The 22,374-nt window shown below is 45.7% G+C and carries 13 protein-coding genes, 8 tRNA genes and 3 rRNA genes; 22 read left to right on the plus strand and 2 right to left on the minus strand.

The window, feature by feature from the left end; all coding sequences use genetic code 11:
* Nucleotides 1–20: 20 nt before the first annotated feature.
* Nucleotides 21–770, minus strand: coding sequence for a polysaccharide deacetylase family sporulation protein PdaB (gene pdaB / locus AC4E8A_RS00935; RefSeq protein WP_490196319.1), 750 nt, complete (start codon nt 768–770; stop codon nt 21–23).
* Between the two features lie 139 nt (nt 771–909).
* Between pdaB and AC4E8A_RS00940 the strand changes: the two genes are divergently transcribed.
* The 13 genes from AC4E8A_RS00940 to rocF all read left to right on the plus strand — a co-directional run bounded on the left by AC4E8A_RS00940 (nt 910) and on the right by rocF (nt 10,185).
* Complete coding sequence (locus AC4E8A_RS00940; RefSeq protein WP_490196320.1) at nt 910–1,140, plus strand: hypothetical protein; 231 nt, start codon at nt 910–912, stop codon at nt 1,138–1,140.
* Nucleotides 1,141–1,450: 310 nt separating this feature from the next.
* Nucleotides 1,451–3,001 (plus strand): 16S ribosomal RNA (locus tag AC4E8A_RS00945).
* Between the two features lie 324 nt (nt 3,002–3,325).
* A 23S ribosomal RNA gene (locus AC4E8A_RS00950) occupies nt 3,326–6,261 on the plus strand.
* A gap of 264 nt (nt 6,262–6,525) precedes the next feature.
* Nucleotides 6,526–6,642 (plus strand): 5S ribosomal RNA (gene rrf, locus AC4E8A_RS00955).
* Together the 16S, 23S and 5S rRNA genes with 8 tRNA genes alongside form the textbook arrangement of a ribosomal RNA operon.
* A gap of 7 nt (nt 6,643–6,649) precedes the next feature.
* Nucleotides 6,650–6,724 (plus strand) — tRNA-Asn (locus AC4E8A_RS00960).
* Nucleotides 6,725–6,726: 2 nt separating this feature from the next.
* Nucleotides 6,727–6,800, plus strand: a tRNA-Thr gene (locus tag AC4E8A_RS00965).
* A gap of 18 nt (nt 6,801–6,818) precedes the next feature.
* Nucleotides 6,819–6,893, plus strand: a tRNA-Glu gene (locus tag AC4E8A_RS00970).
* Nucleotides 6,894–6,897: 4 nt separating this feature from the next.
* Nucleotides 6,898–6,973, plus strand: a tRNA-Val gene (locus AC4E8A_RS00975).
* 45 nt (nt 6,974–7,018) lie between these two features.
* Nucleotides 7,019–7,094: transfer RNA gene (locus AC4E8A_RS00980), tRNA-Thr, on the plus strand.
* A 7-nt stretch (nt 7,095–7,101) separates the two neighbouring features.
* Nucleotides 7,102–7,185 (plus strand) — tRNA-Tyr (locus tag AC4E8A_RS00985).
* A gap of 65 nt (nt 7,186–7,250) precedes the next feature.
* Nucleotides 7,251–7,325: transfer RNA gene (locus tag AC4E8A_RS00990), tRNA-Gln, on the plus strand.
* Nucleotides 7,326–7,329: 4 nt separating this feature from the next.
* A tRNA-Lys gene (locus AC4E8A_RS00995) sits at nt 7,330–7,402 on the plus strand.
* 1,883 nt (nt 7,403–9,285) lie between these two features.
* Nucleotides 9,286–10,185 (plus strand): arginase, encoded by a 900-nt coding sequence (rocF, locus tag AC4E8A_RS01000; protein WP_490196321.1) that lies wholly within the window; start codon nt 9,286–9,288, stop codon nt 10,183–10,185.
* A gap of 33 nt (nt 10,186–10,218) precedes the next feature.
* Here the strand turns inward: rocF and AC4E8A_RS01005 are convergent, their stop codons facing one another.
* Entirely contained in the window at nt 10,219–10,377 is a 159-nt protein-coding gene (locus AC4E8A_RS01005; RefSeq protein WP_490196322.1) for an aspartyl-phosphate phosphatase Spo0E family protein, read from the minus strand.
* Between the two features lie 167 nt (nt 10,378–10,544).
* Between AC4E8A_RS01005 and sigW the strand changes: the two genes are divergently transcribed.
* The 9 genes from sigW to AC4E8A_RS01050 all read left to right on the plus strand — a co-directional run bounded on the left by sigW (nt 10,545) and on the right by AC4E8A_RS01050 (nt 22,374).
* Nucleotides 10,545–11,108: an RNA polymerase sigma factor SigW gene (gene sigW, locus AC4E8A_RS01010; RefSeq protein WP_490196323.1), complete on the plus strand. Its 564-nt coding sequence runs from the start codon at nt 10,545–10,547 to the stop codon at nt 11,106–11,108.
* An 8-nt stretch (nt 11,109–11,116) separates the two neighbouring features.
* Complete coding sequence (locus AC4E8A_RS01015) at nt 11,117–11,761, plus strand: zf-HC2 domain-containing protein (protein WP_490196324.1); 645 nt, start codon at nt 11,117–11,119, stop codon at nt 11,759–11,761.
* Between the two features lie 216 nt (nt 11,762–11,977).
* A complete protein-coding gene (cdaA, locus tag AC4E8A_RS01020; protein ID WP_490196325.1) occupies nt 11,978–12,814 on the plus strand; it encodes a diadenylate cyclase CdaA in 837 nt (278 codons plus the stop codon).
* Complete coding sequence (locus AC4E8A_RS01025) at nt 12,807–14,042, plus strand: CdaR family protein (RefSeq protein WP_490196326.1); 1,236 nt, start codon at nt 12,807–12,809, stop codon at nt 14,040–14,042. Before cdaA ends, AC4E8A_RS01025 begins: the two co-directional genes overlap by 8 nt.
* A gap of 35 nt (nt 14,043–14,077) precedes the next feature.
* The gene (gene glmM, locus AC4E8A_RS01030; protein WP_490196327.1) at nt 14,078–15,424 is read left to right on the plus strand and encodes a phosphoglucosamine mutase; all 1,347 of its coding nucleotides are present in this window, start codon (nt 14,078–14,080) and stop codon (nt 15,422–15,424) included.
* Nucleotides 15,425–15,950: 526 nt separating this feature from the next.
* Entirely contained in the window at nt 15,951–17,753 is a 1,803-nt protein-coding gene (gene glmS, locus AC4E8A_RS01035; protein WP_490196328.1) for a glutamine--fructose-6-phosphate transaminase (isomerizing), read from the plus strand.
* A 275-nt stretch (nt 17,754–18,028) separates the two neighbouring features.
* The gene (locus AC4E8A_RS01040) at nt 18,029–18,604 is read left to right on the plus strand and encodes a TetR/AcrR family transcriptional regulator (RefSeq protein ID WP_490196329.1); all 576 of its coding nucleotides are present in this window, start codon (nt 18,029–18,031) and stop codon (nt 18,602–18,604) included.
* A gap of 28 nt (nt 18,605–18,632) precedes the next feature.
* Entirely contained in the window at nt 18,633–20,084 is a 1,452-nt protein-coding gene (locus AC4E8A_RS01045) for a DHA2 family efflux MFS transporter permease subunit (protein ID WP_490198739.1), read from the plus strand.
* A 373-nt stretch (nt 20,085–20,457) separates the two neighbouring features.
* Complete coding sequence (locus AC4E8A_RS01050; RefSeq protein ID WP_490196330.1) at nt 20,458–22,374, plus strand: PTS mannitol transporter subunit IICBA; 1,917 nt, start codon at nt 20,458–20,460, stop codon at nt 22,372–22,374.

Genomic DNA, 22,374 nt, shown 5'->3' on the forward strand with positions numbered 1-22,374 from the left:
GGACCAGTCCTTTTTTAGTATCAAGGAATAAGTGTGGTTTTGGTCTTACCGTTGGCGATCATTTCAGAGACACTTTTAAATTCTCCCTTGGATTTAAGAACTTTCACAATTCCGGGAAGAGATTTTTCGGTTTGTTTAGCGGAATCAGAAGCGTGGAGAAGCACAATGTCTCCCTTCTTGGCTGAAGAAACATTCTTAACAATCTGGTCGGCACCGGGATTTGTCCAATCCTGAGAATTGACACTCCAGTGAACAACCGTATAGCCCAGTTTATCAGCAATGGACAATACCCGTTTATCAAAATGTCCGGTTGGCATTCTCAAGAGAGAAACGCTTTTAATATTTAGCTTCTCAAAAACTTCTTGCGCTTTCAGTATATCCTGCCGTACTTTGGCATCCTCCATCTCGCTGTAATCTTTATAAGCATAACCAAGGCTTCCGATTTCATATCCTTGCTTATCGATCTTTTCAACTATATCAGGATGTCGTTCTGCCCAGGCTCCTGAAAGAAAGAAGGTGGCTGATTGAACTCCTTGTTCCTGAAGTTCTTCAAGAATTGGTTCAGCTTTTTCATCACCCCAGCCCACATTGAAAGTCAGTGATATCCCTTTATCCCCTTTATAAATGGCTTTCGGTCCATCCTCTGTGGAGAAAACAGGCAGAGCAGAAAGGCTACCGGTGAAAATGAATAAAGCCGTAAAGAAAGAAATGACCAGAATTAGAATACCCTGTTTTATTTTTCGGGCATTTAATGTGTAAAAAACATTCATACAATCCCTCCAAGAGACGATTTCCTGTTCTAACATATGCATGTCCGAAGAAAAAATAGTACAGAAATAATGAAAAGCCTATTATAAATTCGGCTTAATTGGAAAAAACTACAATCACTACGTTGAAGGGGTGACAGTTTTGCTGGGTTTCTTAATAAATGAAAGAGAGAAACAGGAAATGGAATACTTACTAAAGAGAGAGATGGACGAAATACTGTTCGATCTGAAAGATTCAAGACTCGACCATATAGTAAAACGAGCTATGGACGAAAGATATAAGATATTATTTGAATTATTCAAGAGGGTTGCTACCCAAAAAGATTGTTTGAGATATATGAAAACCACCAGAGGGAAGCAGGAGAAATCTTAGTTTTACCAGAAAAATTGGACAAGCAAATAAAGAAAATCTTTTTTGTGGAAAACCGTTGACTTTGAATCGTTATCTTGATATATTAATAAGCGTCGCTGTTGAACAACAGTGATTGACAAAAACATTTTAAAAAAAGTTGTTGACTCGGCTTTTGAAAGATGTTAAGATAATCAAGTCGCCAAAAACAAGCGACGCGGATTGAACCTTGAAAACTGAACAAAACAAGACAAAACGTCAACGTTAATCTAGTAAGAACTTGATTCTTACAAAGTTGCTAACACTTTAATTAGCAAATGAGCAAGTCAAACTTTTATCGGAGAGTTTGATCCTGGCTCAGGACGAACGCTGGCGGCGTGCCTAATACATGCAAGTCGAGCGGACGGATGGGAGCTTGCTCCCTGAAGTCAGCGGCGGACGGGTGAGTAACACGTGGGTAACCTGCCTGTAAGACTGGGATAACTCCGGGAAACCGGGGCTAATACCGGATAGTTCCTTTCCTCACATGAGGAAGGGTGGAAAGGTGGCTTCGGCTACCACTTACAGATGGACCCGCGGCGCATTAGCTAGTTGGTGAGGTAACGGCTCACCAAGGCGACGATGCGTAGCCGACCTGAGAGGGTGATCGGCCACACTGGGACTGAGACACGGCCCAGACTCCTACGGGAGGCAGCAGTAGGGAATCTTCCGCAATGGACGAAAGTCTGACGGAGCAACGCCGCGTGAGTGATGAAGGTTTTCGGATCGTAAAGCTCTGTTGTTAGGGAAGAACAAGTGCCGTTCGAATAGGGCGGCACCTTGACGGTACCTAACCAGAAAGCCACGGCTAACTACGTGCCAGCAGCCGCGGTAATACGTAGGTGGCAAGCGTTGTCCGGAATTATTGGGCGTAAAGCGCGCGCAGGCGGTCTCTTAAGTCTGATGTGAAAGCCCACGGCTCAACCGTGGAGGGTCATTGGAAACTGGGGGACTTGAGTACAGAAGAGGAAAGTGGAATTCCACGTGTAGCGGTGAAATGCGTAGATATGTGGAGGAACACCAGTGGCGAAGGCGACTTTCTGGTCTGTAACTGACGCTGAGGCGCGAAAGCGTGGGGAGCAAACAGGATTAGATACCCTGGTAGTCCACGCCGTAAACGATGAGTGCTAAGTGTTAGAGGGTTTCCGCCCTTTAGTGCTGCAGCTAACGCATTAAGCACTCCGCCTGGGGAGTACGGTCGCAAGACTGAAACTCAAAGGAATTGACGGGGGCCCGCACAAGCGGTGGAGCATGTGGTTTAATTCGAAGCAACGCGAAGAACCTTACCAGGTCTTGACATCCTCTGACAACCCTAGAGATAGGGCGTTCCCCTTCGGGGGACAGAGTGACAGGTGGTGCATGGTTGTCGTCAGCTCGTGTCGTGAGATGTTGGGTTAAGTCCCGCAACGAGCGCAACCCTTGATCTTAGTTGCCAGCATTCAGTTGGGCACTCTAAGATGACTGCCGGTGACAAACCGGAGGAAGGTGGGGATGACGTCAAATCATCATGCCCCTTATGACCTGGGCTACACACGTGCTACAATGGACGGTACAAAGGGCAGCAAGACCGCGAGGTTTAGCAAATCCCATAAAACCGTTCTCAGTTCGGATTGCAGGCTGCAACTCGCCTGCATGAAGCTGGAATCGCTAGTAATCGCGGATCAGCATGCCGCGGTGAATACGTTCCCGGGCCTTGTACACACCGCCCGTCACACCACGAGAGTTTGTAACACCCGAAGTCGGTGAGGTAACCTTTTGGAGCCAGCCGCCTAAGGTGGGACAGATGATTGGGGTGAAGTCGTAACAAGGTAGCCGTATCGGAAGGTGCGGCTGGATCACCTCCTTTCTAAGGATATATGAGACGTGACGCGTTGATTTTGTTTTGTTCAGTTTTGATGGTTCAATAAGATTTTTTGCGAAAGCAAACAAATCCACCATCAAACATTGTTCTTTGAAAACTAGATAAAGATAGTCATGAAGAAAGTCAAGAAAGAACCGAGAATTCGCCATTTTAGGATATCTCTTATGAGATATTGTTTTAAACTAAGGTGAAGGAGAAGCGAGGAGTGCAAGGCGCCCGTGTTTCTGAGCAGCGGAGTGTACCTTACCGTACATGAGCAGCGGAAGAAACGAAGGCAACGCCGCAATCCGAAGCTTATCGTTCGCCGATGGTTAAGTTAGAAAGGGCGCACGGTGGATGCCTTGGCACTAGGAGCCGATGAAGGACGGGACTAACACCGATATGCTTCGGGGAGCTGTAAGTAAGCTTTGATCCGGAGATTTCCGAATGGGGGAACCCGCTGCACGTAATGGTGCAGTATCCATACTTGAATACATAGAGTATGGAAGGCAGACCCGGGGAACTGAAACATCTAAGTACCCGGAGGAAGAGAAAGCAAACGCGATTCCCTGAGTAGCGGCGAGCGAAACGGGATTAGCCCAAACCAAGAGGCTTGCCTCTTGGGGTTGTAGGACACTCTATACGGAGTTACAAAGGAATGAAGTAGACGAAGAAGTCTGGAAAGGCTCGTCACAGAAGGTAACAACCCTGTAGTCGAAACTTCGTTCCCTCTTGAGTGGATCCTGAGTACGGCGGGACACGAGAAATCCCGTCGGAAGCTGGGAGGACCATCTCCCAAGGCTAAATACTCCCTAGTGACCGATAGTGAACCAGTACCGTGAGGGAAAGGTGAAAAGCACCCCGGAAGGGGAGTGAAATAGAACCTGAAACCGTGTGCCTACAAGTAGTCAGAGCCCGTTAACGGGTGATGGCGTGCCTTTTGTAGAATGAACCGGCGAGTTACGATCCCATGCAAGGTTAAGTCGGAAAGACGGAGCCGCAGCGAAAGCGAGTCTGAATAGGGCGAATGAGTATGTGGTCGTAGACCCGAAACCAGGTGATCTACCCATGTCCAGGGTGAAGTTCAGGTAACACTGAATGGAGGCCCGAACCCACGCACGTTGAAAAGTGCGGGGATGAGGTGTGGGTAGCGGAGAAATTCCAATCGAACTTGGAGATAGCTGGTTCTCTCCGAAATAGCTTTAGGGCTAGCCTCATGTAGTAAGAGTCTTGGAGGTAGAGCACTGTTTGGACTAGGGGCCCTCATCGGGTTACCGAATTCAGACAAACTCCGAATGCCAAAGACTTATCCATGGGAGTCAGACTGCGAGTGATAAGATCCGTAGTCGAAAGGGAAACAGCCCAGACCACCAGCTAAGGTCCCAAAGTATACGTTAAGTGGAAAAGGATGTGGAGTTGCTTAGACAACCAGGATGTTGGCTTAGAAGCAGCCACCATTTAAAGAGTGCGTAATAGCTCACTGGTCGAGTGACTCTGCGCCGAAAATGTACCGGGGCTAAACGTATCACCGAAGCTGTGGATTGACACCATTTGGTGTCAGTGGTAGGAGAGCGTTCTAAGGGCTGAGAAGCTGGACCGTAAGGACTGGTGGAGCGCTTAGAAGTGAGAATGCCGGTATGAGTAGCGAAAGACAGGTGAGAATCCTGTCCACCGAATGCCTAAGGTTTCCTGAGGAAGGCTCGTCCGCTCAGGGTTAGTCGGGACCTAAGCCGAGGCCGAAAGGCGTAGGCGATGGATAACAGGTTGATATTCCTGTACCACCTCTTTTCCGTTTGAGTGATGGGGGGACGCAGGAGGATAGGGTAAGCGCGCTGTTGGATATGCGCGTCTAAGCAGTTAGGCTGGTGATGAGGCAAATCCCGTCACCATAAAGGCTGAGCTGTGACAGCGAGGGAAATATAGTACCGAAGTTCCTGATTCCACACTGCCAAGAAAAGCCTCTAGCGAGGAAAAAGGTGCCCGTACCGCAAACCGACACAGGTAGGCGAGGAGAGAATCCTAAGGTGAGCGAGAGAACTCTCGTTAAGGAACTCGGCAAAATGACCCCGTAACTTCGGGAGAAGGGGTGCTCTGGTAGGGTGCAAGCCCGAGAGAGCCGCAGTGAATAGGCCCAGGCGACTGTTTAGCAAAAACACAGGTCTCTGCGAAGCCGTAAGGCGAAGTATAGGGGCTGACGCCTGCCCGGTGCTGGAAGGTTAAGGGGAGTGCTTAGCGCAAGCGAAGGTGCGAACCGAAGCCCCAGTAAACGGCGGCCGTAACTATAACGGTCCTAAGGTAGCGAAATTCCTTGTCGGGTAAGTTCCGACCCGCACGAAAGGCGCAACGATCTGGGCACTGTCTCAACGAGAGACTCGGTGAAATTATAGTACCTGTGAAGATGCAGGTTACCCGCGACAGGACGGAAAGACCCCGTGGAGCTTTACTGTAGCCTGATATTGAATTTTGGCACAGCTTGTACAGGATAGGTAGGAGCCTTGGAAACCGGAGCGCCAGCTTCGGTGGAGGCGCTGGTGGGATACTACCCTGGCTGTGTTGAACTTCTAACCCGCGCCCCTGATCGGGGTGGGAGACAGTGTCAGGTGGGCAGTTTGACTGGGGCGGTCGCCTCCTAAAGAGTAACGGAGGCGCCCAAAGGTTCCCTCAGAATGGTTGGAAATCATTCGCAGAGTGTAAAGGCACAAGGGAGCTTGACTGCGAGACCTACAAGTCGAGCAGGGACGAAAGTCGGGCTTAGTGATCCGGTGGTTCCGCATGGAAGGGCCATCGCTCAACGGATAAAAGCTACCCCGGGGATAACAGGCTTATCTCCCCCAAGAGTCCACATCGACGGGGAGGTTTGGCACCTCGATGTCGGCTCATCGCATCCTGGGGCTGTAGTCGGTCCCAAGGGTTGGGCTGTTCGCCCATTAAAGCGGTACGCGAGCTGGGTTCAGAACGTCGTGAGACAGTTCGGTCCCTATCCGTCGTGGGCGCAGGAAATTTGAGAGGAGCTGTCCTTAGTACGAGAGGACCGGGATGGACGCACCGCTGGTGTACCAGTTGTCTTGCCAAAGGCATCGCTGGGTAGCTATGTGCGGAAGGGATAAGTGCTGAAAGCATCTAAGCATGAAGCCCCCCTCGAGATGAGATTTCCCATCACTTTATGTGAGTAAGATCCCTGAAAGATGATCAGGTAGATAGGTCTGAGGTGGAAGCGTGGCGACACGTGCAGCTGACAGATACTAATCGATCGAGGACTTAACCACGTTAAAAAGCACAGGCGGCTTGACCAGAAGCGACAGGCATTAGACAGCAAGCAGATGAGGGTGTTCTTCGCCCTCGGCTGATTGATGGCTAATGACCCCGAGCTTCTAGCCGCCGGAGCTGGATTGCAAAATAGCGAAACTCGGAATCCTTTCTGATTCTTCATGACCTTTATCTAGTTTTGAGAGAACAATTTAAAAAACACTTGATTTTATAAAAAATCTTGTTATAATAAATCTGTCCTTTCAATTTACAAGCAATAATTGTCTGGTGACTAAGGCGAAGAGGTCACACCCGTTCCCATGCCGAACACGGAAGTTAAGCTCTTCAGCGCCGATGGTAGTTGGGGGATCTCCCCCTGTGAGAGTAGGACGTCGCCAGGCTTTTCGTTCCGCAGTAGCTCAGTGGTAGAGCTATCGGCTGTTAACCGATCGGTCGCAGGTTCGAGTCCTGCCTGCGGAGCCATTGCTTCCATAGCTCAGTCAGGTAGAGCACTTCCATGGTAAGGAAGAGGTCACCGGTTCGAGCCCGGTTGGAAGCTTACTAGTTTTATAAAATCGGCCCGTTGGTCAAGCGGTTAAGACACCGCCCTTTCACGGCGGTAACACGGGTTCGAATCCCGTACGGGTCACCATTACGGAGGATTAGCTCAGCTGGGAGAGCATCTGCCTTACAAGCAGAGGGTCGGCGGTTCGATCCCGTCATCCTCCACCATGATTTTGTCACAACTTAATAAAATATAAACATTTTCAAATTAGTGCCGGTGTAGCTCAACTGGTAGAGCAACTGACTTGTAATCAGTAGGTTGGGGGTTCAAGTCCTCTTGCCGGCACCACTCATTTGGAGGGGTAGCGAAGTGGCTAAACGCGGCGGACTGTAAATCCGCTCCTTCGGGTTCGGCAGTTCGAATCTGCCCCCCTCCACCATTTCTTGAATACATAGAGCAGAAAATGGACATGTTAATGAATGTCCTTTTTATTTTCGCTGATATTGGGCTATAGCCAAGCGGTAAGGCATCGCACTTTGACTGCGACATGCGTTGGTTCGAATCCAGCTAGCCCAGCCATTGTGAGCCATTAGCTCAGTTGGTAGAGCATCTGACTTTTAATCAGAGGGTCGAAGGTTCGAATCCTTCATGGCTCATCACAAAAAAAGCTTCCAGACTTATGTCTGGAAGCTTTTTTTGTGTTCAGTTATTGTTCCTGATGCCCAGACTGTCAGATGGAACACCTCAAAAAGCGGTTCAGTCATTTGTGAATTGCTTAATGAAGGAAAACAATATTATAGAAGGAGAGTTAGTTTGTAATGGGGTGAATAGCGAAGAAACACCCTACTATAGAAGGAGAGTTGGTTTGTAATGGGGTGAATAGCGGAGAAACACCCTACTATAGAAGGAGAGTTAGTTTGTAATGGGGTGATTAGTGGAGAAACACCCTATTATAGAAGGAGAGTTAGTTTGTAATGGGGTGAATAGCGAAGAAACACCCTACTATAGAAGGAGAGTTGGTTTGTAATGGGGTGAATAGCGGAGAAACACCCTATTATAGAAGGAGAGTTGGTTTGTAATGGGGTGAATAGCGGAGAAACACCCTACTATAGAAGGAGAGTTAGTTTGTAATGGGGTGATTAGTGGAGAAACACCCTATTATAGAAGGAGAGTTAGTTTGTAATGGGGTGAATAGCGAAGAAACACCCTACTATAGAAGGAGAGTTGGTTTGTAATGGGGTGAATAGCGGAGAAACACCCTATTATAGAAGGAGAGTTGGTTTGTAATGGGGTGAATAGCGGAGAAACACCCTATTATAGAAGGAGAGTTGGTCTGTAATGGGGTGAATAGCGGAGAAACACCCTATTATAGAAGGAGAGTTGGTTTGTAATGGGGTGAATAATGGAGAAGGCCTGCCTTATCCCTCCTCCTCCATGCGAATCCAGCTTCAAGGCCTAGCTGCTGGCGTACTTCCCGACTCCTTCTTGCGATAAGTCAACATCAACTCACTCTGTTCGTTGTATTTCGGTTATCTCATACTGAGTCAGTCCAGTCCGTACGCAGCTGAACAGGTCTTTTCCGCTTTTTATAGATAAGTCAACATCGAATCGCTGCCGCACTTCGTGTTTCCTTTATCTCATACGAAAGCCCTCCAATCCGTACGGCGCTTAACGCCCGCTTCCGCTTTTGATCCGTCCAGCTCCAGCGGGCAGCGCCTAGCGGATTTCGGTCTCTCTCCTTGCGATAAGTCAACATCGAATCGCTGCCGCTCTTCGTGATTCCTTTATCTCATGCGGAGGCGGTCCAGTTTGAACGCCGCTGGGCAGGCTCCCTCCGCTTTTGATCCGTCCAGCTCCAGCGGGCAGCGCCTAGCGGATTTCGGTCTCTCTCCTTGCGATAAGTCAACATCGAATCGCTGCCGCTCTTCGTGATTCCTTTATCTCATGCGGAGGCGGTCCAGTTTGAACGCCGCTGGGCAGGCTCCCTCCGCTTTTGATCCATCCAGCTCCAGCGGGCAGCGCCTAGCGGATTTCGGTCTCTCTCCTTGCGATAAGCCAACATCGAATCGCTAACGCTCTTCGTGTTTCCTTTATCTCATACGAAAGCCCTCCAATCCGTACGGCGCTTAACGCCCGCTTCCTCTTTTGATCCGTCCAGCTCCGGGAGCCTAACGGCTAGCAAACTTCCCTCCTCCTCCTTGCGATAAGTCAACATCGAATCGCTGCCGCTCTTCGTGTTTCCTTTATCTCATGCGGAGGCGGTCCAGTTTGTACGCCGCTGGGCAGGCTCCCTCCGCTTTTGATCCGTCCAGCTCCAGCGGGCAGCGCCTAGCGGATTTCGGTCTCTCTCCTTGCGATAAGTCAACATCGAATCGCTGCCGCACTTCGTGTTTCCTTTATCTCATACGAAAGCCCTCCAATCCGTACGGCGCTTAACGCCCGCTTCCGCTTTTGAATATATATACACTATCTTGTCCGGTTGAGTCATTTTGGTTTTGTTCGTTACAATGGAGGTAGTAAAGGATGAGGAGGAACTGGTATGAAGAAGAATATTTCAATTATTGGCGTGCCTATGGATTTGGGGCAGATGCGCCGTGGTGTAGATATGGGACCAAGTGCAATCCGTTATGCGGGAGTGGCAGAGAGGTTAGAGAGACTTGGCCATACGATTAATGACTTGGGGAACATTGAAATCGCCCAGCCTGAAAGAGTACATACCTCAGATTCAACATTGAGAAATTTGAAAGCGGTTGCGGAGGGGAATCAGAAGCTTGGGGATAAAGTGGATGAGGTCATTGCAAGTAATGACTTCCCGCTTGTGCTTGGTGGAGATCACAGCATTGCCATCGGGACGCTTGCCGGGGTTTCCAAACACTATGAGAATCTTGGTGTCATCTGGTATGACGCACATGGTGATCTAAATACAAGCGACACTTCGCCATCAGGCAATATCCATGGGATGCCGCTTGCTGTATCTTTAGGAATCGGCGATGAAAGCCTGACCGGTATTGGCGGCTATTCTCCTAAGGTAAAGCCTGAAAACATCGTCATCATTGGGGCACGCTCCTTGGATGAAGGTGAGAGGGAATTGATCAAGGATCGCGGAATCAAAGTGTTTACAATGCATGAAGTCGATCGCATGGGCATGACGAAGGTGATGGAGGAGGCAATCAGCTACTTGAAGGAGAAAACCGATGGCGTTCACCTGTCACTCGACCTGGACGGTTTAGACCCAAGTGATGCACCTGGTGTGGGAACACCGGTATTAGGCGGGATCAGTTACCGTGAAAGCCATTTGGCGATGGAAATGCTGGCTGAATCAAATCTCATTACATCTGCAGAATTTGTAGAAGTTAACCCGATTCTGGACGATAAGAACAGAACCGCATCGGTTGCTGTTGCCCTTATGGGTTCCCTATTCGGCGAAAAATTACTATAAAACAATAAAAGCAGCTCCTCCGGGAAGCTGCTTTTAATGATTCTCTGTCTTATGGTGAAAGGTATTTAACAAGTGGTCAAGCTCACAACTGATTTGGACGACATGTTCATTTGCAAAGGACGATTGCAGTGCCAATTTTACCATTCGGCTTCGGTGTTCCTCAATTTGTTTAAGTAATTCAGCTCTCCCCACACTAATTACCTCGTTTCCGGACTTATTTAGTCCTTTTATACCCTTAAATAAAAAATTCTAAACATTTCTTTTCTAAAATTTGTTAGGATAGAGTAGATGAAAAAAATTGAAACCTTTTTTGCTATACGTTCGTATACATGTATAGCCGCATAGAGCGGAGGTATAAAATGGATGCGCTAGTCAATAAAAGAATTAAGCAGGTGCTGAAAGGCGATCAAGATGCATTTGCTGAGGTTATCGAACTTTATAAAGATAAAGTGTTCCAGATTTGTTTCCGTATGTTAGGTAACCGCCATGAAGCTGAGGATATTGCACAAGAGGCTTTCATAAGGGCTTATGTCAATATCCATACGTTTAATCAGAAGCGGAAGTTTTCCACATGGCTTTACCGGATCGCGACAAATCTCTGCATCGATAGAATCAGGAAAAAGAAACCGGATTATTATCTTGATGCCGAAGTCACAGGGACAGATGGATTAACAATGTATTCTCAAATCGCCGCAGATGGACAGCTGCCGGAAGAAGAAGTGGAAGAAATGGAACTTCAGGCAGAAATCCAACGACAGATTTTGAAACTTCCTGATAAATACAGGTCGGTCATTGTCCTGAAGTATATTGATGAATTATCACTTCAGGAAATCAGTGAGATCCTGGATCTGCCGTTGGGTACGGTGAAAACGAGAATACATAGAGGGCGGGAAGCTCTCAGAAAACAATTAAGAAACATGTAGGAAAGGGTGTGAAGCCTTTGAAATCTTGTTGTTCTTTAGAATATGAAGAATATATCCACGAATATTTAGATGAAGAAATTTCACAAGAACACGAAAGAAAATTGAAAGAACATCTTCAAAGGTGTGAAGAATGTCAGCAATTTTTCCATGAAATGAAAAAATCAATAGCACTTGTGCAAAGCACATCACATATACAGGCACCTTCGGATTTCACGAGCAAAGTTATGGCCAGTCTCCCAAAGGAAAAGAAGAAGGTAGGGGCTCAGCGCTGGCTGAGGCATCATCCTTTATTGACAGCGGCGTCTCTGTTTTTTGTCCTGATGGTCGGCAGCCTTTTTTCCTCTTGGAACCAAAGTGACGAGTTTTCCTTTACTAAACAGCCCGATTTGATTGTAAAAGATCATACGGTCATCGTCCCTGAAGGAAAAGTAATCGATGGGAATATCACTGTAAAGAATGGTGATGTTAAAATTGAAGGCCAGGTCAATGGAGACATAACCGTCATTAACGGAAACCAATATATGGCATCTGCCGGAAGTGTTACCGGTGAAATCAAAGAGATAGATGCGGCTTTTGAATGGTTATGGTATCAGATGAAAAAAGGGGTCAAAGACACTCTGAATTGGTTTGAGAAACAACCTGAGGGTGTATAAGAAAAAGAAGGGCTTGTTTAAGGGGAATTTCCTTGGACAGTCCTTTTTTAATAGTAATCGGAGCTTATGCGTGTATATTATCCGAGTGCTTTTGTTATTTCCACTTTTTTTATTATTCAGTATGTCAATACTCTTTGTGATATAATAATAAAGTTACTAATTACATAGCCAGTTTCACGGCTATCCCTTTAGATCACTTCTATTGGAGGATACTATATGCCGTTTTTTGATGTTTACTCAAATTATTCCGTACTGGATTATGCCTCGGACATCGTAGACATACTCCTGGTATGGTTTGTCATCTACAAATTAATAATGCTAATCAAAGGGACAAAAGCCGTTCAGTTGTTGAAAGGTATTTTTGTCATCATCATCGTACGGGTGCTGAGCGGTCTGCTGGGTTTGGATACGTTGAGGTCTTTGGTCGATCAGGCCATTGACTGGGGAATCCTTGCCATTATCATCATTTTTCAGCCGGAACTTCGGCGGGCACTTGAACAGCTGGGCAGAGGAAGGCTGTTCTCAAGGAGCGGAAATCATGAGGAAGAAGAGCAGGCCCATATGATCGAAGCGATTGGCAAGGCGGTCAGTTACATGGCCAAGAGGAGGATAGGCGCACTTCTCTCCATTGAAAGGGAAACGGGCTTGAGTGAATACATAGAAACCGGTATTCCGATTCAATCCAAGATCTCTTCAGAATTGCTGATTAATATCTTCATTCCTAATACACCGCTTCATGATGGTGCAGTCATCCTGCAAAAGAGGAAGATTGCAGCAGCTGCGTGTTACCTGCCGCTATCAGAAAGCCCGTTCATTTCAAAAGAACTTGGGACGAGGCACAGGGCAGCATTGGGAATCAGTGAAGTCACGGATAGTATTACAATTGTTGTATCAGAAGAAACAGGAAGTATTTCGGTTACTATAAACGGTGATTTAAAGCGGAATGTTTCAGTCGAAGACTTGAAACTGATCCTCGAGCATGAGCTGATAGGGGATAAAGCAAATGCTTCCTCTACAAAATGGAGCTGGAGGGGGAAGAGAGACAATGGATAAATTCTTCGAAAGCCGCTGGTTTATGCGTATAGTCGGATTGCTTTTGGCCTTTGTCCTCTATGCTTCTGTCAACTTCGACGAGATGGCGATGCAGAGAAGTGAGAGCAGCAATCCGCAGGCGAACACAGAAACCATTCAGAATATACCTGTCGAAGTTTTCTATGATAGTGAGAATCTGTTTGTCAGCGGAGTTCCAGAAACCGTAAATGTGGAGCTGGATGGACCTAAGAATTTAGTTACGTCCGCGAAACAGCGAAGGGATTTCCATGTTTATGCCGATCTGAATGAACTGGGAATCGGAGATCATCAGGTGCAGCTGAAGGTTGAAGGAATTTCAGATAAACTGCAAGTCAAGCTGAACCCTTCCTTTGCTAATGTTTCCATCCAGGAGAAAGTGACTGAAGAATTCTCCGTTGAGCCTGAATTCAACGAAGCTTTTCTTGCAGAAGGGTTTGAGGTGGAAAGTGTAACTGCAGAACCGAAGCAGGTGGAAATCACCGGTGCAAAGGATATCATAGAGCAGATTGCTTATGTCGTTGCCACCCCGGCTGTCGACAGCGGCATTGAAGGAACCCTTACCAGGGAAGCAAGAGTCCAAGTACTTGATAGGGATTATAATAAACTGGATGTTGCGATTGATCCGGAAACCGTCGATGTGACTATTGAGGTTGTAAATCCCAGTAAAGAAGTTACAGTGGCGGTCAATCAAAAAGGGAAACTTCCTGAAGGATTTGAATTGGAATCCATAACAGTCCAGCCGAAGAGTGTAACGGTTTTTGGAAGGGATGCTCTTCTGCAGTCCATTAATGAATTGACAGCAGAAGTGGACTTAAGCGATGTGAAAAAAGATACAACCATTAAAGTGCCGCTTACACTGCCTGAAGGTGTAAACAAGACCACACCTGGGGAAGTGGAAGTAAAGATAGATTTAAAGGAAGTAGAAAAGAAGACAGTCATGGGAAATACCATAACGATTGAAGGTGCAGAGGAGGACATGGAGTACGAGTTCATCGATCCTGAATTAGGCAGCGTCGATATAACCGTTTCGGGTTTTAAGGAGCAGCTCGACACCGTGAACACTGAATCATTCTCGCTGTTTGCAGATGTAACGGGACTGGCCCCCGGTGAACATGAAATAGAACTTGAAGCAGAGGGTCCGGAAGACATCGAATGGGAACTGACGAATAAAAAAGTTACAATCCAAATACAAGAGAAAATACCGGCTTAATTATTAATCTTTAAGCCCACTTAAGGAGCGATATCATGGGAAAGTATTTCGGGACAGATGGTGTAAGAGGAATTGCTAATACAGAGTTGACTCCAGAGTTAGCTTTTAAACTGGGAAGGTTTGGCGGATATGTGCTGACCAAGGATGCTGACAGGCCAAAAATCCTGATTGGGCGTGACACGAGGATTTCCGGCCATATGCTGGAAGGTGCCTTAGTAGCCGGATTGCTTTCCATAGGTGCTGAAGTTATGCGCCTTGGAGTCATTTCAACTCCTGGTGTAGCCTATTTAACTAAAGCCCTTGATGCACAGGCAGGGGTCATGATCTCTGCATCGCATAACCCGGTGGGGGATAATGGAATCAAGTTCTTTGGCTCTGATGGATATAAGCTCTCGGACGATCAAGAGAAAGAAATTGAGGACCTTCTGGATGAGGAGGAAGATACACTGCCCCGCCCGATTGGCGCTGATTTAGGACAAGTCAGCGATTACTTTGAAGGCGGACAGAAATATCTTCAGTATTTGAAACAGTCTGTTGATGAGGAATTCGAAGGGCTGACGATTGCCTTGGATTGCGCTCATGGCGCAACCTCCTCATTGGCGCCGCATCTGTTTGCTGACCTCGATGCAGATCTTATCACGATGGGAGCTTCTCCAAACGGATTGAATATTAATGATGGAGTAGGATCTACTCACCCTGAAGCACTTGCGCAGCTGATGAAAGAAAAAGGCGCGGATGTCGGCCTTGCCTTTGATGGTGATGGAGACCGCCTGATCGCAATCGATGAAAACGGTGAGATTGTAGACGGCGATCAAATCATGTTTATCTGTGCTAAGCATTTAAAATCCGAGGGCCGTTTAAAGCAGTCTACAGTGGTTTCCACTGTCATGAGTAACCTTGGTTTCCATAAAGGGATGGAGTCAAGCGATATCAAGAGTGTCCAAACGGCTGTTGGAGACCGTTATGTAGTAGAAGAAATGAAAAAGAACAACTATTCCCTTGGCGGTGAGCAGTCCGGACATATCATCTTCCTGGACTACAATACTACAGGTGATGGTTTGTTAACGGGTATCCAATTAGTCAATATTATGAAATTAACAGGAAAACCATTGTCTGAACTTGCAGGTGAAATGCAAAAATTCCCGCAGAAATTGGTCAATATCAGAGTGACAGATAAATATCATGTAACAGATAATGCCAAGGTCAAAGAAGTGATTGAGAAGGTTGAAGCGGAAATGAACGGCAATGGAAGAATCCTTGTGCGTCCTTCGGGTACGGAGCCTTTAGTAAGGGTCATGGCTGAGGCGCCTACCGTAGAATTGTGCGATAAGTATGTAGACGAAATTGCCCAAGTGGTGCAGGAAGAAATGGGATTAAAATAACAAAAAAAGAATTGGGTATGCATAAGAGGGACCTTCGGGACTTCTTATGCATATTTTCTTACTATACCTCTTTTTTTGTCAGCACCTAAGGTTTAATCAACTATGAGTCGGGAAAATTAAGTAAGCATTTTACAAAATGGCTTTGTCTGCTTTTTTGTGCGTGCTGAAAAATTTTTATTGACGAATTCATTCGGGGTATTGTATGATTATCCTGTTTTTGATTCCCTTTTGGGCATTCGGAAACTATTTTAGTGATACTTAGGAGGATAGAGGTTAATTCAAGATTCAAAAAGCGCCAGGACTAAACCGTGTCCGAGAATGGTTTAGTTGACGAGGTGGAGGTTCATCGATGATTCGGCGGATGCCTTCCGGCTTAAAGCAGAGCCGTCAATTTCTTTCTCAAATCACCGAGGCAACTCCGTGGACAAAAGAAAGGAAATGCAAAACTTATAATCAGAGATAAGGGGGCAAGAGGCCCCCGTGCTTCCTGCCCTCTTTCTCGTTAATCAGGGAGGAAATAGAAACTATGTGTGGTATCGTAGGATATATTGGAAATAATGATGCAAAAGAAATTTTACTAAAAGGACTTGAGAAGCTTGAGTACCGTGGCTATGATTCAGCTGGAATCGCTGTGAAAAATGCTGATGGGGTCCATGTCTTCAAAGAAAAAGGACGCATTGCGGATCTTCGTGATAATGTGGATGAAACTGTCCTATCCAATACAGGTATCGGCCATACGCGCTGGGCGACCCACGGTCCTCCAAGCAAAGTAAACGCGCATCCTCATCAATCAATCTCAGAGCGTTTCACACTTGTTCATAATGGAGTCATCGAGAACTACTCCGCTTTAAGACGTGAATATCTTGAAGGCGTCACTTTAAAAAGCGACACAGACACCGAAATCATTGTTCTATTGATTGAGAAATTAGTCAACGAAGGTAAAACGGTGGAAGAAGCATTCCGTTCAACGCTTAAGCTTCTTAAAGGGTCTTATGCAATTGCCCTTCTTGATAATCAAAACGACGAGACGATTTTTGTGGCGAAGAACAAGAGTCCACTGCTTGTAGGGCTTGGAGATGACTTCAATGTTGTTGCAAGTGATGCAATGGCGATGCTTCAGGTGACAGACCAGTATGTTGAGCTTATGGATAAGGAAACAGTTATCGTTACAAAAGAAAAAGTGACGATTCATGACCTTGATGGCAAGGAAGTTTCCCGTGAGCCTTACACTGCAGAATTGGATGCCAGCGATATTGAAAAAGGAACATACCCGCACTACATGCTGAAAGAGATCGATGAGCAGCCGGCAGTTATGCGTAAAATCATCAGTGCTTACCGCAATGATGATCAAGAGCTTGAAATCAATGAAGATATCCTTTCAGCAATGAACAATGCAGACCGCATTTATATTATTGCGGCAGGAACAAGCTACCATGCTGGATTAGTCGGCAAGCAGTTCATTGAAAATATCGCACAGATCCCAGTGGAAGTTCATGTAGCAAGTGAGTTCAGCTATAACATGCCTTTACTGTCTGAAAAACCTTTATTCATCTTCATCTCTCAAAGTGGTGAAACTGCGGACAGCCGTGCGGTACTTGTACAGATCAAGGAATTTGGACACAAATCCCTGACAATTACAAACGTACCTGGTTCTACACTTTCCCGCGAAGCGGATTACACATTGCTTCTGCATGCCGGGCCTGAGATTGCGGTTGCTTCCACAAAGGCCTATACAGCTCAAATTGCAGTCCTTTCCATTCTTGCTGATGTAACAGCCAGATCAAAAGGGATTAAGCCAAGCTTTGATTTGATCCATGAGCTTGGAATCGTTGGAACAGCAATGGAAGCTCTTTGTGATGAGAAAGAAGAATTCGAAGCGATTGCCCGTGATTATCTGGCAACGACACGCAACGCTTTCTTCATCGGACGCCACCTCGATTATTATGTAGGTCTGGAAGGAGCTCTTAAGCTGAAAGAGATTTCTTACATCCAGGCTGAAGGTTTTGCCGGCGGAGAGTTGAAGCATGGAACAATCGCCCTTATTGAAGAAGGCACTCCGGTTATCGCTCTTGCAACACAGGAAGCGGTTAACCTTGGAATCCGCGGAAATGTGAAAGAAGTAGCAGCGCGTGGAGCTAATCCTTGTATCATTTCAATGAAGGGACTCCAAGAGGAAGACGACCGTTTCGTCATTCCAGAAGTAAATGAAATTTTAACACCTCTTATCTCTGTAATACCACTGCAGCTGATTTCTTACTATGCAGCACTTCACCGTGACTGTGATGTGGATAAGCCGCGTAACCTTGCGAAATCAGTTACGGTTGAATAAATCTAATCAATAAACTAATTTGTCAGAAGGTATAATAAGATTGGCAAATATAAGCCGGAAGAGATCTAAGCAAAATGCTTAGGTCTCTTTTGTTATTTTATGTTTTGTATATGGAATCTTTATTTTTACCCCTTTTATTTTTTTCTTGAAAACTTTTCTCCTGAAGTTTTTCGGCCAGGCTTCCTTTTATAAAAAATTCAGGTCAAAAAATTGACATACAACCACTTTAAATAAGATAATGTAGACCGGTTGTTATAATTTTAAGGGGTTTTGATATGAAGAATAATAAGCAAGACACAAAAGCAATCATCTTGAAGAGTGCAACACGCCTGTTTCAGCGGCAAGGATATAATGGAACGGGGCTCAATCAGATTATTGAGGAGAGTGGTGCTCCAAAAGGTTCTATCTATTATCATTTTCCTAACGGTAAGGAAGAGATTGCGTTAGAAGCGGTTTCTATGATGAAGGTGCTTTTGTTGGAGGGAGCCAAGAGGGATTTAAGCGGAAAAGATTCAGCTATTGATGCATTTGAATTTTATGTGAATAATATAGCAGCCATTTTTGACACGAGAGAGTGTGAAGAAGGATTATCAATCGGCTTAATCGCCTGGGAGACAGCCTCCACACATGAGAACCTTCGTTACGCATGTGAAATGGTGTTCAGGGATTGCCAAGCCTTATATGCAGACATACTAGATCAGTATGGTTTTAACCCGGAGCGAGCTGAAGAGTTAGGGATGACCATTACAGCCTTGATTGAAGGGGCATGTATATTGTCAATTACATATCAGAAAGGGGATCCCTTACGGAGGATGGCCAAGCAGTTAAAGCTGCTGTTAAAAATAATTTAAAGATATATAGGAGGAAATAGAAATGGAAATGGGTAATACTCAAGGGAATACGGGGGGTACGGCGGCTGGCAATTTGCGTGTTGTGCCAATCATCATCTCATTTGTTGTTGCTGGATTTATCGGATTATTTAGTGAGACGGCTCTTAATATGGCGTTAACAAATCTGATCGAAAATTTTGGTATCCATGAAACCACTGCACAGTGGTTGACAACCGGTTATCTACTTACACTGGGCATATTGGTTCCTATTTCAGGGCTTATCATGCAATGGTTTACAACGAGACAGCTATTTAACACAGCTCTGACTGCTTCGATTATTGGAACATTCATAGCGGCAGTTGCACCGAGCTTTGCCGTTTTAATGATTGCCCGGGTGGTGCAGGCAGTCGGGACAGCATTGCTGCTTCCGTTAATGTTTAATACAATTCTATTAGTCGTTCCTCCACACAAGCGTGGAAGGATCATGGGAATCATTGGTCTTGTTATTATGTTCGCACCGGCTGTTGGTCCAACAATCTCAGGACTTATACTTAATAATTTGTCATGGCACTGGATTTTCTGGATTTCGCTTCCGTTATTAATCGGAGCACTTATTTTCGGCTTGTTTTTCATGCAGAATGTTACAACTCCGACCAAGCCTAAAATTGATGTTCTTTCCATCATATTATCCACTATCGGTTTTGGGGGTATTGTATATGGATTCAGCAGTGCCGGTGAAGGCGGTGGCTGGAGCAGCCCAACCGTCATCGCATCAATTATTATCGGAGGAGTTGCCTTGGCCATATTTTCATTAAGGCAGATCAAAATGCAGCAGCCAATGCTTAATTTACGTGCATTCAAATATCCGATGTTTACGGTCGGATTGCTATTGATCCTTGTTTGTATGATGGTCTTGCTTTCCACGATGATTCTTTTACCGCTTTATTTACAAACATCACTTGCATTGACTACTTTTGCGGCGGGGCTTCTTCTCCTGCCGGGGGGGATAATCAATGGCATTCTTTCACCAGTGATGGGCGGATTATTTGATAAGTATGGTCCCAAATGGCTGGTGACAATCGGCATCCTGATTCTGACAGGAGCAATGATTGGCTTCTCAACGATTACAATCGATACCAGCTCGACGTTTATCATAGCTTTGCACATCATTACGATGGTGGGAATATCCATGGTAATGATGCCTGCACAAACGAATGGCCTGAATCAGCTGCCTCCTGAGTTATATCCAGATGGAACGGCCATTATGAACACATTACAACAAGTTGCCGGCGCCATTGGAACCGCTATAGCCATTTCCATCCTATCATCTGGTGCAGAAGGATTCATGAACACTGTGGAAGATAAAACAAACCCTCTCAACCCGCTTCTTGCTTTCACTGAAGGAGTACAGAATGCATTTTTATTTGCGATCGTTATGGCGGTCATTGGTTTTGTGATCTCGTTGTTCATTAAACGTGTAAAAGTGGAACATCAAATGTAATTCCCAAACAGTCTTGCTATCGAGTTTAGCAGGACTGTTTTTTATTGAATTTATTTTATATGACATTAATGGAAAGTCTGTTACACAAATTTCCTGCCAGTGAACTTGTTAGATATCACCCCTATAGTCGGGATGGAAACCGAGAAGCCAGGCAGATATCGGAGGCTTATCCGTTTTATATCTATATTTTAGGGAATAAGTCGTTTGTGGAGCATATAATTACGGTATAAGAATAGAAGGTAGAGAAACAATAGGTTTGTCATAGGATGCGCGACAAAGTTGATTTTCATCTTTATTGAAGGTCAACTGTTGTGTGATTTATGATGGAGTAAGGGTTTATTGCAATTATTTATGATTGAAAGGAAGTATATATATGGCTCAATCAAATTTAAAAGTAAGAGTGCAGAAATTCGGTAATTTCCTCAGCTCCATGGTCCTGCCTAATATTGGCGCTTTCATAGCGTGGGGTTTGATTACGGCACTATTCATTCCAACTGGGTTCTTTCCAAATGAAAGCCTTAACAATTTAGTTGGTCCGATGGTTACGTACCTCCTGCCTCTTTTAATCGGTTATACAGGAGGTAAGTTGATTTACGAGCAGCGCGGAGGGGTCGTCGGTGCGATTGCGACAATGGGTGTCATTGTCGGTGCTCCTGAAACGCCGATGTTCCTAGGCGCCATGCTGATGGGTCCGCTAGGCGGATATGTCATCAAGAAGTTTGACCAGATGATCGAAGGCAAGATTAAATCAGGGTTTGAAATGCTCGTCAATAATTTTTCCGCGGGTATCCTTGGGGCCATCCTTGCCATTTTGGCTTACCTTGGTGTCGGACCAGCGGTAGATGCTTTCACAGAAGTACTTGTGACTGGTGTTGACTGGCTGGTTGCTGCAGGATTATTGCCATTGACAAGTATTTTAATTGAACCTGCAAAGATTCTATTCTTAAACAATGCCATCAACCATGGTATTTTGTCACCGATTGGATTGGAACAGGCTTCTGAAACAGGGAAATCTGTCCTGTTACTATTGGAAGCAAACCCTGGTCCAGGTCTTGGTGTGCTGCTGGCATTCATGCTATTTGGCCGTGGAACGGCAAAACAGTCTGCTCCGGGAGCTGCAATCATCCACTTCCTCGGAGGTATCCATGAGATTTACTTCCCGTATGTGCTGATGAAACCGGCTCTATTGCTTTCTGTCATATTGGGCGGAATGAGCGGTGTTTTCACTCTTGTACTGCTGGATGGAGGTCTTCAGGCGATTGCTTCACCAGGCAGTATCCTTGCGATTACAGCCGTCACACCTAATGGAACGACACTTATGGCAAACTATGCAGCTGTTCTTGTCGCAACAGTCGTTTCCTTTGCGGTTTCAGCAATTGTAATGAAAACAAGCAAGACATCTGACGAAGACATCAATGAAGCAACGAAGAAAATGGAAGCAATGAAAGGCAAGAAGAGTTCCGTAGCCGGGCATGTATCTGGTGAGCAAGCGCAAGGAACACTTCCTAAAGAAGTGAACAAAATCGTCTTTGCATGCGATGCCGGTATGGGATCTAGTGCAATGGGTGCGTCCCTGCTCCGCAAGAAAGTGAAAGAGGCAGGATTGGATATATTTGTTACAAATACGGCAATCAGCAGTATCCCTTCAGATGCCCAAGTGGTCATCACACAGGAAGAATTGACTCCTAGAGCGCAAAATAAGATCCCGAATGCCTACCATATCTCAGTGGATAATTTCTTATCCAGCCCTGAATACGATAAGCTGATAGCAAGCTTGCAGGATGGCATTACAGAAGAACAGGCTGAACTGGTGGAAGAATCGGAAACAGATGCTGTCGATACAGAACCGAATGCAGATAAAGATGATGATCTCTTACTCGAAGAGAACATTTTCATCGGCAAGGAATTCGCGAATAAAGAAGAAGCCATCCGCTTTGCTGGGGAAGCGCTGGCAAAAGCCGGTTACGTGGAAGACACCTATGTGGATGCCATGATTGATCGTGAAGGGATTACAACGACTTATATGGGGAATAACGTAGCAATTCCTCATGGTACAGAAGAAGCCAAAAAAGCTGTCGTTAAATCAGGCTTTACTGTCATCCAGGTTCCAAATGGCGTCGACTTTAACGGAGAACAGGCGAAATTGATCTTTGGTATTGCCGGAAAAGATGGGACACACCTGGAAATTCTTTCAGGTATTGCAGTCATTTGTTCTGAACAGGAAAATGTCGATCAGATGGTTCAGGCTAAAACCGCAAAAGAATTGAAAGATATTATTAATAGTAAATAA

It is taken from the genome of Bacillus sp. SRL337 (assembly GCF_984799155.1).

Bases quoted from the DNA above. Each gene is read 5' to 3' on its own strand.
- sigW (WP_490196323.1), top strand. From the start codon at position 10,545: ATGGATGCGCTAGTCAATAAAAGAATTAAGCAGGTGCTGAAAGGCGAT.
- glmM (WP_490196327.1), top strand. From the start codon at position 14,078: ATGGGAAAGTATTTCGGGACAGATGGTGTAAGAGGAATTGCTAATACA.
- AC4E8A_RS01040 (WP_490196329.1), top strand. From the start codon at position 18,029: ATGAAGAATAATAAGCAAGACACAAAAGCAATCATCTTGAAGAGTGCA.
- cdaA (WP_490196325.1), top strand. From the start codon at position 11,978: ATGCCGTTTTTTGATGTTTACTCAAATTATTCCGTACTGGATTATGCC.
- rocF (WP_490196321.1), top strand. From the start codon at position 9,286: ATGAAGAAGAATATTTCAATTATTGGCGTGCCTATGGATTTGGGGCAG.
- AC4E8A_RS01050 (WP_490196330.1), top strand. From the start codon at position 20,458: ATGGCTCAATCAAATTTAAAAGTAAGAGTGCAGAAATTCGGTAATTTC.
- AC4E8A_RS01025 (WP_490196326.1), top strand. From the start codon at position 12,807: ATGGATAAATTCTTCGAAAGCCGCTGGTTTATGCGTATAGTCGGATTG.
- glmS (WP_490196328.1), top strand. From the start codon at position 15,951: ATGTGTGGTATCGTAGGATATATTGGAAATAATGATGCAAAAGAAATT.
- AC4E8A_RS01045 (WP_490198739.1), top strand. From the start codon at position 18,633: ATGGGTAATACTCAAGGGAATACGGGGGGTACGGCGGCTGGCAATTTG.
- pdaB (WP_490196319.1), bottom strand. From the start codon at position 770: ATGAATGTTTTTTACACATTAAATGCCCGAAAAATAAAACAGGGTATT.